The 16,961-nt window shown below is 59.0% G+C and carries 17 protein-coding genes; 4 read left to right on the top strand and 13 right to left on the bottom strand.

Annotated elements, in window-relative coordinates:
* The first annotated feature begins 22 nt into the window (after positions 1–22).
* Entirely contained in the window at positions 23–1,405 is a 1,383-nt protein-coding gene (gene miaB, locus JNM28_04145; protein ID MBL8067617.1) for a tRNA (N6-isopentenyl adenosine(37)-C2)-methylthiotransferase MiaB, read from the top strand.
* Between the two features lie 59 nt (positions 1,406–1,464).
* Here the strand turns inward: miaB and JNM28_04140 are convergent, their stop codons facing one another.
* From JNM28_04140 to JNM28_04100, 9 genes are all read right to left on the bottom strand, one after another.
* On the bottom strand, positions 1,465–2,328 hold the full coding sequence (locus JNM28_04140; GenBank protein ID MBL8067616.1) for a PEP-CTERM sorting domain-containing protein: 864 nt from the start codon (positions 2,326–2,328) through the stop codon (positions 1,465–1,467).
* A gap of 140 nt (positions 2,329–2,468) precedes the next feature.
* Positions 2,469–3,182 (bottom strand): hypothetical protein, encoded by a 714-nt coding sequence (locus tag JNM28_04135; GenBank protein MBL8067615.1) that lies wholly within the window; start codon positions 3,180–3,182, stop codon positions 2,469–2,471.
* Positions 3,183–3,223: 41 nt separating this feature from the next.
* Positions 3,224–4,105 (bottom strand): hypothetical protein, encoded by an 882-nt coding sequence (locus JNM28_04130; GenBank protein ID MBL8067614.1) that lies wholly within the window; start codon positions 4,103–4,105, stop codon positions 3,224–3,226.
* A gap of 35 nt (positions 4,106–4,140) precedes the next feature.
* Entirely contained in the window at positions 4,141–5,472 is a 1,332-nt protein-coding gene (locus tag JNM28_04125; protein MBL8067613.1) for a hypothetical protein, read from the bottom strand.
* 34 nt (positions 5,473–5,506) lie between these two features.
* Positions 5,507–6,019 carry an inorganic diphosphatase gene (locus JNM28_04120; protein MBL8067612.1) on the bottom strand — a complete coding sequence of 171 codons (513 nt, stop codon included), beginning with the start codon at positions 6,017–6,019 and terminating at the stop codon, positions 5,507–5,509.
* Between the two features lie 52 nt (positions 6,020–6,071).
* A complete protein-coding gene (gene tgt, locus JNM28_04115; GenBank protein ID MBL8067611.1) occupies positions 6,072–7,202 on the bottom strand; it encodes a tRNA guanosine(34) transglycosylase Tgt in 1,131 nt (376 codons plus the stop codon).
* A gap of 60 nt (positions 7,203–7,262) precedes the next feature.
* Entirely contained in the window at positions 7,263–7,946 is a 684-nt protein-coding gene (locus JNM28_04110) for a PEP-CTERM sorting domain-containing protein (protein MBL8067610.1), read from the bottom strand.
* Between the two features lie 217 nt (positions 7,947–8,163).
* On the bottom strand, positions 8,164–8,691 hold the full coding sequence (locus JNM28_04105; GenBank protein ID MBL8067609.1) for a PepSY domain-containing protein: 528 nt from the start codon (positions 8,689–8,691) through the stop codon (positions 8,164–8,166).
* A gap of 4 nt (positions 8,692–8,695) precedes the next feature.
* Positions 8,696–10,105, bottom strand: coding sequence for a Sapep family Mn(2+)-dependent dipeptidase (locus JNM28_04100; GenBank protein ID MBL8067608.1), 1,410 nt, complete (start codon positions 10,103–10,105; stop codon positions 8,696–8,698).
* Between the two features lie 139 nt (positions 10,106–10,244).
* Between JNM28_04100 and galK the strand changes: the two genes are divergently transcribed.
* From galK to JNM28_04085, 3 genes are all read left to right on the top strand, one after another.
* On the top strand, positions 10,245–11,396 hold the full coding sequence (galK, locus tag JNM28_04095; protein MBL8067607.1) for a galactokinase: 1,152 nt from the start codon (positions 10,245–10,247) through the stop codon (positions 11,394–11,396).
* A gap of 92 nt (positions 11,397–11,488) precedes the next feature.
* Positions 11,489–11,755, top strand: coding sequence for a response regulator transcription factor (locus JNM28_04090; protein MBL8067606.1), 267 nt, complete (start codon positions 11,489–11,491; stop codon positions 11,753–11,755).
* 333 nt (positions 11,756–12,088) lie between these two features.
* On the top strand, positions 12,089–12,475 hold the full coding sequence (locus JNM28_04085) for a ComF family protein (protein ID MBL8067605.1): 387 nt from the start codon (positions 12,089–12,091) through the stop codon (positions 12,473–12,475).
* On the opposite strand, the gene raiA is transcribed toward JNM28_04085, so the two are convergent.
* The 4 genes from raiA to JNM28_04065 are packed head-to-tail and all read right to left on the bottom strand — an operon-like array spanning position 12,472 to position 16,919.
* Positions 12,472–12,984, bottom strand: coding sequence for a ribosome-associated translation inhibitor RaiA (gene raiA, locus JNM28_04080; protein MBL8067604.1), 513 nt, complete (start codon positions 12,982–12,984; stop codon positions 12,472–12,474). The genes JNM28_04085 and raiA overlap by 4 nt on opposite strands.
* Positions 12,985–13,040: 56 nt before the next feature.
* Complete coding sequence (locus JNM28_04075) at positions 13,041–14,141, bottom strand: 2-C-methyl-D-erythritol 2,4-cyclodiphosphate synthase (protein ID MBL8067603.1); 1,101 nt, start codon at positions 14,139–14,141, stop codon at positions 13,041–13,043.
* A complete protein-coding gene (locus JNM28_04070) occupies positions 14,128–15,498 on the bottom strand; it encodes a hypothetical protein (protein ID MBL8067602.1) in 1,371 nt (456 codons plus the stop codon). The genes JNM28_04075 and JNM28_04070 overlap by 14 nt, the downstream gene beginning before the upstream one ends.
* A gap of 8 nt (positions 15,499–15,506) precedes the next feature.
* Positions 15,507–16,919, bottom strand: coding sequence for a transglutaminase domain-containing protein (locus tag JNM28_04065; GenBank protein MBL8067601.1), 1,413 nt, complete (start codon positions 16,917–16,919; stop codon positions 15,507–15,509).
* Positions 16,920–16,961 lie beyond the last annotated feature (42 nt).

The raw sequence follows: 16,961 nt of genomic DNA, 5'->3' as shown, positions 1-16,961 counted from the left end.
CCTTTCTCCGCAACCTGCACCTATGGGTAACGTCACTCTCCTGCATCCTGGTTCCCGGCCCACTCCGCCAAAAACGCGGACAGGGACTTACTTTGTCCAAACCTGGGGGTGCCAAATGAACGAGGAGGACAGCGAGCAAATCGCGCTCTATCTCCAGGGGCTCGGACTCAAACCCGCCGCAAGTTGGAGGGAGGCCCAAGTTGTCATCCTGAACACGTGCAGCGTCCGGAAAAAGCCGGAAGACAAGGCGTTTTCCCTCTTGGGGGAACTCAGCCTCATCAAAGCCGGCCGACCCGAGGTGATCATCGGAGTCGCCGGATGCATGGCACAAATCCGCGCCGATGAAATAAAGCAACGTAACCCCCTTGTCGATTTCGTTATCGGCACGGCCCAAGTTAGCCAAATCCAAGGGCTGGTGGAAGAAGCCTTGCAAGGCAAACGGTTCCAAACCCGGTTGGAGTTGCCCGAGCGCAAAGGCGCGGTCGTCACCCAAATCCCCCAAAGGAACGTCGGGCGGCAAGCCAAGCTCAAAGCTTTTGTGCCCATCCAATACGGGTGCGATAAATTCTGCACTTTCTGCATCGTCCCCACCACTCGGGGCCGCGAACGCAGCCGCCCCACCCAAGACATCATCCAAGAAGTCCGAAGGCTTGCCGAACTGGGAACCAAAGAAGTCACCCTCCTGGGGCAAACCGTCAACAGCTACGGCAAAAACCTCGCCGAAGGCCAAGTGCCGTTCAGCCGGCTCCTGCAACTGGTCTCGGGCATTCCCGGCATCGAACGCATCCGCTATACGTCGCCCTATCCGCGCGATTTCCGTACCGATCTCATCGACACCATCCACCGGGTGCCGCAAGTCATGGAGCATTGCCATATGCCACTTCAAGCCGGCAACGATGACTTGCTCAAACGAATGAAGCGGCTTTACACGGTTGAATCTTTTGCCGCGATCGTCCAGGAACTTCGGGGGAAAATGCCCGAGATCGGCCTCACAACCGATATCATCGTCGGATTCCCCGGTGAGACCGAAGAGGAATTCGAAGGCACCCTTCTGGCCATGGAGAGGTTCCAATTTGACAACGCCTACATGTTCCGGTATTCGCCACGCCCCGGCACCCCGGCGGCCGGCATGGAACAGGTTCCCACCCAGACCGGAAAAGACCGCCTGAACAAACTGATCGCCGTACAGCGGGAAATCACCCTTGCCAAAAACCTTGCCTGCGTCGGCAACACCTACGAGGTGTTGGTTGAAGGCCCTTCCCCCAAGAATCCTTCTCTGCTCCAAGGGTACTCCCGGTGTTTCCGCATGGTGCACTTCCCCGGCGAAGCCAACTTGCGGGGAGAAACGGTTCCGGTTCACATCGACCGCTCCCACCTTTGGGGGCTCAGCGGAAAGATGGTCTGAAGACAACAGTCCCCTCCCGGCTTTGGCCGGGAGGGGACTGATTTATGTCTGTGACCGATTTACTTCTTGGCCCGCTTCCGCAGACCAGCCAGAGCGACAAGTCCCAGCAAGGCCATCGAACCCGGCTCGGGCACGGCACCAAAAGCCGAATCGGCGAAGGCGCCGTTCAAGTTCCCGCCTTGGGCGTATGCCCAGCTTCCCACATTTAGATTCCCGTTAAAGACATAGAACCCGTTGTATTGGGTGTCTGTGGTGTTCGTGTTCTCAAAAATGCCGCTGATCGAGCCGGTCACCGCGTCGGGATGGTCGTAAGCGGCGTAAAGCCCGTGGGTGTTGTCCCAATCGGCCGTGAGCCCGGTCGCGGAATATTGGAAGTTCCAACTGTGGAAAATCCCCCGCGTGAGCGATCCCGCGCCGCCGGTTGCCCCATGCCACAGGCGGGCAAAGTCGCTCGTGTAATCAGCACCCGCGCCTTGGGCAGACAAGGTGAACGTGGATCCATCGACCACTCCGGCATTCAAAACGCTCCATTGGGCATCCCAACTCGTCACCGTAGAGGCATCGCCATCGTACATTTGGATGAACCCCGTGTTGGTATTGTTCGGGTTCCCCCATCCGCTGTACTGACCGTTGTTCGGGTCGGTGGTGTACCACCACGCGGTCAAGAAGATGGCCTGGTCGGTGTCGAAGGTGGCCACGTCGCGGACGAAGTACGTGCCCATGTCACGACGGTCGTTGGTTGCCCCATCCGTCAAGGTGTAAGAGCCCAGAGCATTGGTCGCGTTTTGGGCGTCGCTGAGCGTCGCGTATTTGGTCATGGTCATGTCGTAAGACATCAAATCGGTCGACATGAAGAATCGTTGCCCAAAGGACATCGCCGAAACGGCGGCCATGGCCGCCAAAAGCGTGTAACGTGTTTTCATTTAGCTCCTCTCGAGTTGGATCCCAACGGGGATCGAGACTCAATAAAAAATATATACGATTTTCCCGCCGAACTATTAAAAACACGCAAAAATACTGGGGTATCTGTAGCCGAACTAGATTGCGGCAGAGCCGGTCGCCGTCACTCTTCTAGAACCGTTTGTGATTGAGTTTGCGACGAAAGTTCCCGCGATGCTCCCAGCCTTTCCCGCAAAGCATCAACTTCCTGGAGTTTTTTGCGGATGATTTCGCTAGCCAACCGGATGCGCAATTCAGGGAGCGCCTTTTTTGCGGCCGCCCGAATTGCCTTCGAATCTCTGCGGAGATACGGTGACGGTTGTTCGGCCGCAAGAGACTCCAACACGGGAATCGACTCGGGTCGGCCGATCTTTGCCAAACTCTCTACAAAAAGCGCTGCCAGGTCCTCCGATTCCTGTGGCAGGCGCTCAACCAGAACTCGGAATTGAACTTGATCGAGGGGCACTGCCCCTTGGCCAAGATCCGGCAAGAGTGACTTTAGGGCATTCCTTGCCGCGTCGACAACCGCCGCGTCTCCACAATCCATCGATTCAATCAAAAGGCCAACGATCTCAGGATTTCCCGACTGGGCCATCGTCAAAAGTGCCGACTTCCCTTGGGGTGTCATACCCATCGAAATTCCTCCGAGCAGAACAGCCACCGGAAAAAAGGCGATGGCCGCGTTGCCCAAGGTCTCTTTGCCTTGCAGAATCAGCAACAGCAACAGCAACGCGTGAATGCCTAAAGCGATGGAAAAGAATATGCGGAGCCTTTTGGTTCCGCGACGTCTTTGGGTAGCTTCGACCCTCAATACCTTGAGCGTTTCTTGGTAATCCATCCACACCTTAGTACGGTATTCGCAGCTTTTGATTGCAGGGCCTAGTAGCCTAATTCCAAGTTCACTTGAGAGGAGCTGAAGTCCCCACTTTGCAGCTGATCAAGAATTGAACGCACCGCCCGCCACCGGTTGATTTCGCCGACTCCCGTTCCGCCCCGGTGCGGGGTCATTACAACGTTGGGGAGCGAACGCCAATCGCATTCCCCCGGTTCGACCCATTCCGATTCGGTGGACGGATAGTTCCACCAAACGTCGATTCCTGCCCCAAACAAATGCCCTGACCGCAACGCCTCGTACAACGGCTGTTCTTCAAAAACCGCCCCGCGGCCAACATTGACCACTACCGAACCCGCCGGCAGCAGCCCGATTTTCCGGGAGTCGATCAACCCCCGGGTTTCCTCTGTGAGAGGCAACGAAACGATCAGGACATCGGCTGATGGCAAAAGACCTTCCAGTTCGCTAATTCCCCAAATGCCGTTGCGGGCCGTGCGTGCCACCCCGATAGGCTGCATGCCCAAAGCCTCGCACGCCCGGGCTATGTGCTGCCCAATCGACCCCACCGGCAAAACCACTGCCGTCTTGCCGGTCAGGTCCATCGTCCGGGCCCCGCTGAACCGCGCAGACCAGGAACCGGCCCGGAACTGCCGATCCATTCCGGCAATATCCCGGGTCACCGCCAGCAAAAGGGCGATCGCCGTCTGAGCGGTGGCCCCGGAATTGTGGTGGAGGTTGAAAACCGGGACATCGTGGCGCATGGCGTATTCACGCACGCCCTCCGGCACCCCGGCCCACGGCACGATGATGGCCTTGACGTTATCGTGACGGTCATCTCCGCTGACTCCACCGTGCACAAGGATCTCAGTATCTTCCGGAACATGTTCACCAAACGTCGCCTCAAATCCGGCAAAGACCTCGCGCTCCACCGGAGGTAAATCGCCAAAAACATGCACCCGCATGGCTACTTGACCCGCACGACCCAATCTTTGGCGTCGTCGCGGTGGGATTCTGGCGGGTCTTGGCCGCCATCATCCTGGCCATCTGGACCGGTGCTCCAGGCAATCCCCCGATCCGGGTCGTATTGGTATGCCTTGCCAGTGTAAGGGTCGCTGACATCGCTCGGCAATCCAAAAGCCTTGAGGTCACCATAGGTGGCCGGCAACTTGCCGGTCTCGGCCCAACCCCGGCGGGCGGCCATGGCGACCTCAGTCAGACCCCGGATAGCCTCATTGCGGATCGCCGCCTGCCGGGCCTGACCAATCGCAGGCATCGTAACCGACAGCAGGTATCGTCCAAAAGCATTCGGCTTGGTTTTGCACCAGGTGAGCATGGCCCGTTCGTCGGCCTCTTCGGTGGGAACGTCACCCACCGCCTCTTCCCAGAATTTGGCCGAAGCACGGCCATCCAAAGGGTTCGTTTGCAACTCCCCTATCGAAAGTTGAACATATTTCCGCGCCATCTCGGCAGTTTGGGCTTGGTCGAACGGATGCGGGTTCTGTTCCATGAACGACAGCACCTCCTCATCGGTGCCCTGCAACCAAGGTTGCTTTTCGCGGTCGCGGACAGGGAACGTGGATCGGCCGATGATGGGCAGGACGGAGTTTTCAAATTCGGATTCCAGCGACTTCCCGAGCGATACAGCGGCGGAAAAACGGCCCGCGCCCTGACCTTGAACAGACTTGATTTCCCCAGCGCCCCAATTGCCCCGCAAGATGGCGGTGCGAATCCCTTTATCGGCAATGGCATCGACGGCGATGCCGACAAAACTCACAATCAAAGACCGGCTGTCCTCCATCACCCGCATGCCCAGTTGCCGGCACGTGAGCAAGGCCCTTGCGCCGAGCTCGGGGTTGCCGCCTTCTTCGACAGTCTCGGCATAGGCGTAAAGTAGCTTCGCCGCGATCTTCACTTTGCCCAAGTCGGAAATTTCGCCCCCGCTCTGATCTTCAGAACCAATGCCCGCTGCGGCCGGTAATTGCCAAGGATGCGAATCCGTGAGTTTGCGCACAGCAGGTTCGAACTCCATCCCAACCGCGACAAGCATCGCTTTTTGACCTGCGACTCGTTGGGGCATGGGAGTGTCCACCGCTTTAAGCGTTTCTGGCGAAAGTCCGTCGACCAATTTCAACAAATCGTGGTAGGCAGAATCACTTGCGGATACCGTCCGGCTCTCCGCCAGCGATCCCTGCGCGGGGGCCCCATCCGTCAATCGCGCCCGTGGGCCAGAACCGGCCATAGGCCCGCACCCTATCGCCACGGTTAAAAACGAGCAGAGGGCGATGATCGGTTTCACACCGGCATTCTACAGCCCACCGGCGGTGAACAACTTATTCGCCTTCGTGTTTAAACTTCTCAATGATCTCGTAGGCGAATTCGCGCTTTTTCCACCCTTTGATCTCGACGGCTTTGTTCTCCAACTGCTTGTAAATCTCAAAAAAGTGGACGACTTCGTCCAATGTGTGTTGGTGGATGTCTTTCATCCGCTCCCGGTTTCCAAACCGCGGATCCTTGCTGGCCACACAAAGGAGCTTTTCATCCGGCATGCCTTGGTCGATCATCTCCAAAACCCCGATGGGTTTGGCTTCGACGACGATGCCCGGATAGGTAGGGTGGCTAACCAGCACCAAAGCGTCGATCGGGTCGCCGTCCAAATAGGTTGTGCGGGGCAAGAACCCGTAATCCCAAGGATAGAAAAGCGGTGAATACAGCACCCGATCCAACTTCATGGCATCCATGTCCGGGTCGTATTCATATTTGTTCGTGCTAAAGCGCGGGATCTCGATGATCACGTTCACTTCTTCGGGGGCGTTTTTCCCCAGCGGCACGTCGCGCAAACCCATGGCTTGGCGGGATGGTACCAACCCCGCCCTCCAGGTCACTGAGCCGCCCAGATCACGCCTGGGCGTAACGGGCCATTAGGCTGGGCCACGTCCCACACTCGATGGCGCTCCGAACCTCCGCCATCATGCGGGCATAAAACGAGAGGTTGTGCAGACTCGCAAGCCGGGCACCGTACGGTTCGCCAGCCTTGAACAAATGGCGGAGATAGGCGGCCGAGTACCGCTCTGCCACTGGGAAGACACTGCCTTCATCAAACCAACCCTTGTGTTCTGCCCACCTTTGGTTGAGCGCGTTTACCCTTCCCTGCAGCGTATAAAGGCAGTGGTGGCGGGCCATCCGGGTTGGCAAGACGCAGTCGAACATGTCCACTCCACACGAAACGGCATGAAGGATGTCTTGCGGGTGCCCAACGCCCATCAAGTACCGGGGTTTGTCTTTTGGAAGCAGAGGGGCCGTAAACTGCACGACCGGGTACTGCATCTCTGTGGGCTCGCCCACGCTCACGCCTCCGATGGCCACACCGTCGAAGTCGAGGCCACTGACCACCTCGGCGCTTTCCCGGCGGAGGTCTTCGTGGACTCCCCCCTGCACGATGCCAAACAGGTTGGTTCGCCCGCCCTTGGCGGCCAAATTGCGCGGAAGCCATTTGTGGGTGCGCGCCATGGCCCTGGCCGCTTCATCTCGGGAGCAAGGGTAAGGCGGGCATTGGTCCAAACACATGGCAATATCCACGCCGAGTTTGGATTGGATCTCCATACTGCGCTCCGGGGTCAGGTGGATCTCGCGGCCGTCCAAATGGCTCTTGAAGGTCACGCCGTCGTCATCGATCAGGTTCCGGTCGCTGAGACTCATCACCTGGTAGCCGCCGCTGTCCGTCAGAATTGCGCCCCGCCAACCCATGAAATCGTGGAGGCCGCCGAAACGGTGGACAAGGTCTTCGCCCGGCCGGAGGCTCAAATGGTAGGTGTTGGAAAGAACCAGTTCAAAACCCATCGGCTCCAAATCCTCGCTGCCGACGGTCTTGACGTTGCCCTGAGTCCCAACCGGCATGAAGCACGGCGTTTCCACCGTGCCATGCGCGGTGTGGATGCGGCCCCGCCGCGCCCCCGTGTGCGGACAGGTCGCCAACAACTGAAAGCGGAGCCTCACGAAAGAAGTCTCTCCTAATGCGGGCCAGGTCAGCCGGGACTCACAAGAAAGCAGGCCCCATGGGGGCCTGCCTCACATCAATACCGGACTGGATCAGTTCTTTCGGCGCCGGGCAATGGCCGCAAGGGTAATTCCGGCAAGCAGGGTCATCGTAGCCGGTTCAGGAACGGCGTCGCCCAGAACGGTCACCATGTCATATCGCAGTGTCCCGGTTGCCGCATAGGTGCTTGCTGGGTTAGAAGCCGAATACTGTCCAGCTGTCACGATGTTCGGGTCGAAAACGGTGACCACCTTGAAGCCGAAGTTGGCATTGTTGGCCGATCCGGCAACGCCGCTCACATCGAAAAAGTTGTTGTTGAACCAAGTGTCACCTTGGTTTTGATCCAACGTGCCAAGGGTGGTGAAATTGGTGCCGTCGAGCGTGTAAAACACTTCGACGAAACGGGACGACGTGTTGCTTTTGCGGATGTCGAATTGGAACCGGATGTTCGTGAATCCAACTGTCGAGGCATTGAACTGCACGCCGCGAAGGCCGCTTTCCGTCCCCTGCGCTGCATAGGTCGTGGTTTGGAAGCCAAGGTTGCCCGAAGCGGCCGGGTCAGAAGAGCCGACTCCGCTGTTGTAACCCGGGTTGGTCACACCGCCGAGCAAGGCAATCGAACCCGTACCGATTTCCGGAACGGTGTTGGAGTCGTTGAAGTCCCAAAGGGCCACGGTGGCAGCATGGGAAGTGGCGGCAACAACGGCAATAACCGTCACGAGCATGGATTTTTTCATGTTGATTCTCCAATAGCATCCAGAGAGCCCCGGATGATGTCCGCCTAGTTAACAAAGCGAGAGTTAAGAGTGAGTTAAGGCATGTCTTTGTACCCTGGCTACAAGTTTGGCTATCTGGATGATGTCTTGAAAGATTCTTTCACGGAACCCAAAAATTCCTCGCCGCCCCCGAATGACCCGCACGTATCAGGGAAAGCCCTAAACCTGATCCAGAGATTCAATCCTTTGCGGCAGACCGCTTGTGTTTCCACCGTCTGAGTACCGGTACAAAGAACATGGCGACCCCGCTCAGACTCAAAAAGAAGAGCCCGAATGCAACCGCCGGCAAACCCCATTCGTGCAAGAAGTCGGCAAGCAGGCTGAAATCGTGGATGTCCTCGAAAATCTGGTCGTTACGCTGTCCACGGCTCAGGATCTGGCCCGTTACCGCATCGATTTGCACCTCGCGATAGCCGGATTTGCTGAGTACCTTCCAGATCCTGTCCTCGGCATGGAACTCCATTCGGTCGATGTCATCCAGGGTCTTCAACTCCCCATATCCGGCGCCGAACGCCGCGTCCATCACTTGGCCGACGGGGATCAACTCGCTGGGATTTGCGTAACGGGATCCAAGCTGTGTTTTCGGCCTCATCCAGTCGACCTTGCCTTTCACCGAAAGGAAAAATCCTGAGACCGAGATAACCATCAAAAACAGGCAGCCGGCCAAGCCGGCCCATTTGTGCAGGTTCCTCAGGCCCTTGTACATGGGATCAAACCAGCTTCGCGGCTTCCCTGGCCAGCCTCACCAGCAGATGGCCATAGATTTGGGCCATCTTGTTCAGACTGGATATCGCCAACCGCTCGTCGGTCTCGTGCGCCGGGCCATCGCCATCCCAACCGGTGCCGATGGCCACGCAATTCGGGATCGCCCGGGCATAGGTTCCACCGCCCATTGTTCCTGGCTTTTTATCTTCCCCAGTCTCCGCTGAATAGACTTCGGTGACAGCTTTGACCAAGGGGTGGTCGAGCGGGAAATAAAGGGGTTTGCTGTCCGAAAATTCAGCCAAGCGGAACCCGCCGGGCAAGGAGCCGAGGTGCTTTTCTGCCCGGGCTTTCAATTCTGATCCGTCCCATGTCACCGGGTATCTGACGTTGAGAGTGAACAAAGCCTCGCCAGCGGCGGTCTCCACCACCCCGCAGTTCAAGGTGAGGGGTCCGCTGGGCTCATCTGAACCCGAAATGCCAACCCCGTCCCCGCCAATATGGAGCAGTTCGTGCATGGCTTCAAATTCGCGTTGTTGGGCGAGCGGCGCATGTTCCTTAAGGAACCTCAGCACCCGGATCGCGGCGCTGTCCCCGGCAAAGGGATTTGCCCCGTGCGCCGCCTTTCCGGTGCCCCGGATGGCGATCACGTCTCCCTCCCAACCAAACGAGAGGTTCTTGTCCCACGATTCAGCCACGGCCATTTCCATCGCTGGCCGGCACCCGGCGGCGACCCTGACCCGCGCCAGAAACGAATCAATGACGATGTTAGGGCGTTGCCCCCCCGACAATTCAAGAACGGTGAGATCCCCGGTGGGGAGGGGTTTGGCAACGATCAGGTTGGAGATCCCTTTCTCCCCATGGATGCAAGGCCAACCGGCGTCTGGCGCGACACCCAGTGTCGGGTGCTCGCCTGTTTTCATATAGTGCGCGACGCATTGGAACCCGCTCTCCTCGTTGCACCCAAACAAGCTCCGGATCCGGACTGGGACATCCGGCCAACACTCTTTGACCGCCCGCGCCGCATAAAACATGGCCACCGTTGGGCCCTTGTCGTCGTTGGCTCCCCGGGCATAAACGTAGCCATCGTCAACCTCTGCCCCAAACGGCTCGTGCTTCCAGCCTGGGCCTACGGGAACTACGTCCAAGTGGCCAAGGGTCATCACCAAACCGCGCCCCGACCCAAAATCCGCGTACCCGCAATAACCCTCCATGTCGGTGGTCTCCATGCCTGCCCGCCTTGCCCAATCAAGGGCCAGGTCAAGGGCTCGCCGGTTTTCGGCACCAAAGGGGGCGTTTGGCTGCGGAGCGTCTTCTAGTGAAGGGATTTGGAGCATCGCCCGGTAGTCGGCGAGCATCTCGGATTCGTGGGCTCGGAGCCAGGCCTGAACCTGGCTCACGATTTCCTGCTGGGACATGCCGCCATCTTACTGAATAACGGGTGCGGGCAGCCCTAATAGGCGGCAAGGGCCACCCCGCACCACAACCTGTATTCCCAGTATCATTAAGAAGGAGCCACGTACGGTTACCAGGTCGTGGGTGGGTTTTTTCAAAGACATGGCCACCATTTCCGACGACGCCGCCTCGCTTTACCGAAGGCGGTTCGGCACCGAGCCCCAAACAACCGTCTTCGCCCCGGGCCGTGTCAACCTCATCGGCGAACACATTGACTACAACAACGGGCCGGTCTTCCCGGCTGCCATCAACCTGGGGATCACCCTTTGTGCCGGCCCATCGGCTGATAGCCAAACCCACGCGATTTCCGCCGAACTCGGCGAAGGAGGGCCCTTCAGTCTGCCGCCAGAGCTTCCGGCAAACAGTTCCTGGAGCCGGTATCCCGCCGCTGCTGCTTGGGCCATTGGTGCCAAATCCCCGCTCAACATCGCCGTTTCATCCACTTTGCCCGCCGCCGGGTGCGGTCTTTCTTCTTCGGCAGCCCTGCTGTTGGCTGCCGCCACTGCCTGGAACCACGTTGACCGGCTTGGGCATACCCCCACCAAGCTTGCCCAGCTTTGCCAGCTCGGGGAAAACCATTACGTCGGCGTCAATTGCGGCATCATGGATCAAATGGCTTCGGCCTGCGGGGTGGAAGGCCATGCCCTCCTCATCGACATCCCCACATTAGAGATCACCCCGGTTCCCGTCCCGGAAGGCATTTCCGTCGCCGTCTTGGACACGGGCGTGCCGCGCTCCCTCGCCGAGTCGGGCTACAACGAACGGCGGGCCCAATGCGAAGAAGCCTGCCGCATCCTCGACCTCCCCAGCCTGCGCGAAGCCAATCTCCCCCTCCTAGATCTGATCTTTGACCCGACCGTCAAGCGGCGAGCCCGCCATGTCGTAACAGAAATCCAAAGGGTGTGGGATTTCCGGGACGCCCTGGCTGCCGGCGACGCGGATCGGATCGGTTCACTCATGGCTGCCAGCCACGCTTCACTCCGCGACGACTACGAAGTCAGCTGCCCCGAACTTGATGAAATCGTCTCCGCGGCCTATGCCGCGCCCGGTTGCATCGGGGCCCGGATGACGGGCGCCGGATTCGGCGGCGCCGCCGTCGCACTCGTTGAAACCGAACACGTCACCCGCTTTTTGCATTCCGTAGAACAATATCCGGCCCCGGGAGTCAAAGGAGTTAACCGAACATTTTTCGCGTGCCAGGCTTCCCAGGGGGCCCACATCGTTGCAATGGATAGGCCAAAGGTGAATTTGTGAGAATTCCGTCCCAGCCATCTCAAAAAAAATCTGCCGTGTGGAAAGAGATCAACAGGCGGCAAACACTACTGCGAGGAATGGGTTAAATGGCAATGCCTGGAACATCACGAAGCGAATCTCCCCGGGGCGTCAGACTGACGCCGACCGAAGTCAAAGTCTTGAGCCTGATTGCGCAAGGACACAGCAGCCAGGAAGCGGCCGACAAAATGGTCGTCTCCAAGCGCACTGTGGACTTCCATCTGGCCAACATCTACCAAAAACTGCAGGTCAACAACCGAGTTCAAGCGCTCCGCGCGGCAACCCGGCTCGGCCTCATCCCGTTTGAGCCGTTCTTCGGCCACACCCAAGGCGAATCCTAACGCCGTGCCGCATTCGGCCAGGGGCACCGGCGCCCCCGGTCCTAAGCCGCCTTCCACGGATGGAAGGCGGCTTTTGGCATTTGAGGGGATAAAATCTCCCGCATCCTCGACGCCCTGCTCGACCTGGTCTACCCCCCTAAATGTGGAATTTGCGGCAAGCTCGGTCCCCGCGGGCTTTGCGACGGATGCCGGTCAAAGTTCATCCCGGCGCCCCAACAGATCGCCTCACCCAATCCGATCTCGGCGATCGACGCGGCCTATCTCTATGAATCACAGGCTGCGCTCGCCGTGCGGTTGCTGAAGTTCGAACGAGTTACCCCATTGGCGGGGCCCATGGCCACCATCCTTGCCCAAAAAGCTAAGGCCATCCCTTTTGATGTCGTCGTCCCCGTGCCCATTGCCCGGGCAAGGCGCGCCGAAAGGGGATTCAACCAAGCCGAACTGCTGGCGGAAGGGTTCCCCAAACATATCGTCCACCGCGACTATCTCAAACGGATCAGATACACCAAGCCGCAAGTAGGCCTAAGCGCTCCCGACCGGCTGATAAACCTGCGCGGCGCATTTGTTGCCCCGCACCCCCTTGACGGGGCCAAGGTGCTGCTGGTTGATGACGTCACCACGACCGGGGGAACCGCCATTGCCTGCACCCAGGCCTTGTTGGATGCCGGAGCATCCGAAGTCCGACTGCTGGCGTTTGCCTACCAAGAAAAGCCAGACTAGCTGGCCGGGGCCATCACCCCGAACCCCCCTTTGCCCCGCCGGTAAAGCACTTCGATGGCATTCGACTTCTCGTTCCGGAACACAAAAAAGTTGTGGTCAGTGAGCTCCAACTGGAGCGTTGCCTCTTCAAGGCTCATCGGTTTTAGCGAATATGACCGGTGCTCCGCAATGTGCCCGCTCATTTCGGGCAGGTCAGGCTCGGAATCTGGCCAATCGGCCAATCCGGCCGGGATCTGTGACCCACTGCCGCGGTGGCGCTTGACCAGCTTGGACTTGAACTTCCTCAGCCGGGATTCCAATTTGTCGGCAACCTTGTCGATCGCGGCATTCAAATCGGAGTCGTTTTCTGTGCCGTGCAGCATCACCCCGTCCGCAAAAACCGTGACCTCTATCTTGTGCAGGCCGCGTTTATCTTCCGTGTGGGCAAGTTCCACCCGGCTGGCCGCATTGAAATAGCGATCCAGTTTCCCGAGCTTCTTTGAAGCGTAGTCGCGGTTCTTTATGGACAAATTCCCGTTTGCGTTCCGTACCAAGAGTTCCAGCATGGATTGTTACCGTCCTAGAATCATCGGCGGATCGTTGCCACGGCATATCCGGCAATTCCCTCAGAATTTCCGATTGCCCCAAGGCCTTCGTTCGTGGTCGCTTTGACGCTGACGCGCGAAACTTCGATTCTCAGGGCATCGGCGATGGTCTGCCGGATTTCCGCCGCCCTGGGCATCACCCGCGGGCGTTCTGCAACCACCGTCGCGTCTATATTTGATATACGCCAACCGGCCCGTGAAAGCAAAATTCCGGTTTCGGTCAAAAAGCGAATCGACGGGCAGTTTTTCCACTGCGGGTCGCTCGGTGGGTAGTGCACTCCGATGTCGCCAAGCGAGGCCGCCCCCAGCAATGCGTCGACCACCGCGTGGAGCAACGCATCGGCGTCGCTATGCCCCTCCAACCCGGGACGGTCGTCGAACTCCACCCCGCCCAGCCACATCGGGCGCGCCGGGTCGGTGCTGAACCGGTGGATGTCATAGCCGAATCCGGTGCGGGTTTCATGTTCCATCACGGTGTCGCTTGGGTATGTGATTTTCTTGTTGGCCGGATCGCCGGCAACCGGTTCGACGGGGCGTCCCGCCGCTTGGAGGTAGGCAGCCTCATCGGTTAGGCTGGACGGAGACTGCATGGCTGCCCTGAGCCAGTCTAAGCGGGAGCCCTGCGGGGTCTGGGCGGCCAAAAGCCGGCTCCGGTCTAGCAGTTCACCATCCAACCTCACCGTGTCGGTGACGGGGATCGCCGGGTAGGCGGCCCCAGTCCGCCGGATTGCCTCGACAACGCGCCCAATCACCTCTTCGCTCAAACTCGGGCGGGCGGCATCGTGGACGAGTACAAATTCGTACCCTTCCGGAACAGCATCTAGGCCGTGGCGCACACTCTCATCGCGGGTCGCCCCGCCCGTCACGACGAACATCGCACCGGGAGCTTGTGCAAGCACGCGGGCCACCTTGGGGGCCTGCGTGACCACCCCCACGGCGTCGATGTACCGCGATTCCGCGAGCGCCCGGTAAGACTTCAACCACACGGGCTCGCTGGAGCTGTCCAGCTCCAGCTTGTCGGCCCCAAACCGGCTGGAACCCCCCGATGCCGCCAGAATCGCAAAAACCCTACCGGTTCCCACGGACCACACGCCTCCGCGACTGGGGATCGGGCGGGTATGCGTCTCCGCTTGCGTCGGCAAAAATCATCTTGCCCCGCTCGGTTTGAATGACCTGGGTGACGATGACTTCGGCCGGTCCTTGGCCGATCAGCGCCTGGCCGCTTTCCACAACAACCATCGTTCCGTCATCCAAATAGCCGACGCCCTGGCCAACTTGGTTGCCATCTTTGATCACCTGGACTTCCATGGTCTCGCCCGGCAAGACGTTGGGCCGGAGGGCAAGGGCCAAGTCGTTGATGTTGAGAACCTTGATCTCTTGGATGGTCGCCGTGCGGTTCAAATTGAAATCGTTGCTCACCAGGTCGGCCCCAGTAGCTTTGCAAAGCTTCATCAACCGAGTGTCCACCTGGTCGCGTTCCGTGCCAGCATAGCGGTCGCGCGTGCCCACTTCCAACGAAAACTCGCTGCGGATGCGGTTGAGCACTTCCAACCCCCGGCGGCCCCGTTGGCGTTTCAACCCGTCCGACGAATCGGCAATGTGCTGCAGCTCTAGCAACACGAATTGCGGGACATAAAGGTCGCCATCCAAGAACCCCGTGCGGATCAGGTCATAGACCCGGCCATCGATCAAGACGTTGGTGTCCAACACTTTTAGGCCAGTGCGCCGGCTCGGCGAGGCGGTTTCCCAAGGCAAGTAGGGGCCGATCGACCGCAAAAGGTAGATCATGGCCGCGCTGCACCCCAGAACCATCCCCAAGGTCAGCAAGGCCCCCTCCGGACGCCCCTGGAGCGAGATCAAGAACGGCATGCTCACCAAGATCCCGGCAAACGCCCCGGCCAACGTGCCGAGGATGAGGGTGACCTTGTTCCCGGTCGGGGATTTTTCCCACTTGTCGCCTAACCGCTCGCCTTGCCGCTGGACAAAACTGCCAATGGCCATTCCCACGATGAATCCGAATAGGGCCAGGGCAAACGGGTTTGCGGCGAACCGGGTCGAAGCCACCGATTCATCCAAAATCGCCTGAGTCGATTGCAGCGGGAAACGGTCGGCGGCACTTTCTGACTTGGCCGGCTGGTTTGGAGCGTTTGGCGATTGGGAGGATCCGGGGATTGAAACCGGAGGCAATTGGCCCGTCTCGGCCGAGGCATCAGGAGATGCCTGCCCCGCCGATCCGCCAGTAACCGCCGTGTTCCGGTCATTTTTGGGTTTGACTGGCCCGGGGATCGTGGGATCCACCTTTGAAGGAACCGGTTGGGACATGTTGCGGGCCAGCCGCTGGCCAAAATCGTTGACCACCGGGGGCAACAGCCAAAGGCTCAGCACGGCACCCACAATGCCGAACATGAGGATGAAAGCCAGTTTCCCGCGATGGTTCATGAAAATCCTCAGTGCGTCACAACACGGACGGTCGCCCCTTCCAAGAGGAATCCCTGCAAAGCTTGTCCCACCGTCCCTTGGGACGTTTTGATGTATCCGGTGCCCAAAGTCAACGCCGGGCGCGTGGTATCGAGGCCGACCCAACCGTCGCCATCCCAATATTCAACCCAAGCGTGGTAGTAATACGACCCAGCGTAAAGAACCAGACCGTTGGCAAACCGGGTCGGTACACCCGCCGCACGCAGGAGCGTTCCCGCCAAAATCGCGTGGTCTCGGCACACGCCTTCTTTGGTTTTGAGGATCTCTCGGGCATCCCGCATCACCCCGATTCCGGCATTCACCCCCATATGGCCAAACACATAGGCATGAACCCGTTTGGCGACACCGGCAACGGTTTTCTCTCCCCCCGCGATCTCTGCTGCCAAACTAAGGATGGCCGGGTCGTTGACCGGCACGCGGGTATCGGCCTTAACCCATTCAGGCTGCGCGAGCCGGGCCGCCGCCACGGTTGTCCCTGGGTTGGCTGCCCGGTCCGGAGTCAAGGTCACCAGCCAGTTCCCGCCAGATTTGGCAACTTTTTGCCGACCGTCGGACGGCATTTGCGAGAGATCGATTCCCGAAAACTCCAAAACCACCTTTTGATCGTCCCAAGAAACTTGCTTGTCTGGCGTGAGACGGCTTGCTGCCGCCAAATCAATCTCGGCCGACCCGCTGAACTTTTTGGCTTCTTCCTCGGTCTCCGGCACCATCTCGATGCCCAGCGGACCGGTCATTTTGATTAGGTCGCCCTTTGCGGAAAGGTATAGGGTGCTCGGCGCGCGCGGATCATCAACAAAAACAACCTGGGCCTGCACTTTGCGGCCCTGGACCATCACCTCTTGTGAAGGACGAACTTCTACCGTCGCGCTCACCAAGTCCAGGCTCTCGGGGCTGAACAACAAGACTTCCAATTTTTTGCCCGGCGGCGGGAGGCGGCCAGAAACCAATAAGTCCGTGGGATCGGTCAAGACCTGCTTGCCCGCCGGAATCGAGATGGTTTTTTGCTCTTCCCCGGATTCGGTGACGAGCGATGCGGCAATCTGTTTGGCTGAATAGACCGCATTGACTTCCATCGTCCTCCCCCCGCTCGCCATTTTGTAATAGCTGCGGGCGATCTTTCCGTTCTCCACCGTCACCGAACTATCCACAATGATCTTCATCTCGCTCCCCAACATCTGGGTGCCGATCACCATTTTGGATTCGGTTGTTTGCACTTCCCGCCCAGGTTTGGAATCGGTAGTGGTCTTGCTGACGCTGTATCCCACCTTTTGGCCTTGCAAATAAATGCCGAGCCATTCGGTCTGGGCAAACGCCCCAACCGCCAACAAGGCAAATGCCGCGGCAAACCACAGCCGCATCCGGTGCAATGATCCTAAAACCATCTTTCTCTACCTTACAGGTCAGACGCATCAATCCACGCAAAT

The organism is Armatimonadota bacterium, assembly GCA_016789105.1.
Classification (GTDB): Bacteria; Armatimonadota; Fimbriimonadia; order Fimbriimonadales; family Fimbriimonadaceae; genus UphvI-Ar2.
This window is presented reverse-complemented; position numbering and strand designations above follow the sequence as displayed.

Excerpts from the sequence above, each read along its gene's own strand:
- miaB (MBL8067617.1), top strand. The coding sequence starts at position 23 with ATGGGTAACGTCACTCTCCTGCATCCTGGTTCCCGGCCCACTCCGCCA.
- JNM28_04140 (MBL8067616.1), bottom strand. The coding sequence starts at position 2,328 with ATGAAAACACGTTACACGCTTTTGGCGGCCATGGCCGCCGTTTCGGCG.
- JNM28_04135 (MBL8067615.1), bottom strand. The coding sequence starts at position 3,182 with ATGGATTACCAAGAAACGCTCAAGGTATTGAGGGTCGAAGCTACCCAA.
- JNM28_04120 (MBL8067612.1), bottom strand. The coding sequence starts at position 6,019 with ATGGGTTTGCGCGACGTGCCGCTGGGGAAAAACGCCCCCGAAGAAGTG.
- JNM28_04110 (MBL8067610.1), bottom strand. The coding sequence starts at position 7,946 with ATGAAAAAATCCATGCTCGTGACGGTTATTGCCGTTGTTGCCGCCACT.
- JNM28_04105 (MBL8067609.1), bottom strand. The coding sequence starts at position 8,691 with ATGTACAAGGGCCTGAGGAACCTGCACAAATGGGCCGGCTTGGCCGGC.
- JNM28_04100 (MBL8067608.1), bottom strand. The coding sequence starts at position 10,105 with ATGTCCCAGCAGGAAATCGTGAGCCAGGTTCAGGCCTGGCTCCGAGCC.
- galK (MBL8067607.1), top strand. The coding sequence starts at position 10,245 with ATGGCCACCATTTCCGACGACGCCGCCTCGCTTTACCGAAGGCGGTTC.
- JNM28_04090 (MBL8067606.1), top strand. The coding sequence starts at position 11,489 with ATGCCTGGAACATCACGAAGCGAATCTCCCCGGGGCGTCAGACTGACG.
- JNM28_04085 (MBL8067605.1), top strand. The coding sequence starts at position 12,089 with ATGGCCACCATCCTTGCCCAAAAAGCTAAGGCCATCCCTTTTGATGTC.
- JNM28_04070 (MBL8067602.1), bottom strand. The coding sequence starts at position 15,498 with ATGAACCATCGCGGGAAACTGGCTTTCATCCTCATGTTCGGCATTGTG.
- JNM28_04065 (MBL8067601.1), bottom strand. The coding sequence starts at position 16,919 with ATGGTTTTAGGATCATTGCACCGGATGCGGCTGTGGTTTGCCGCGGCA.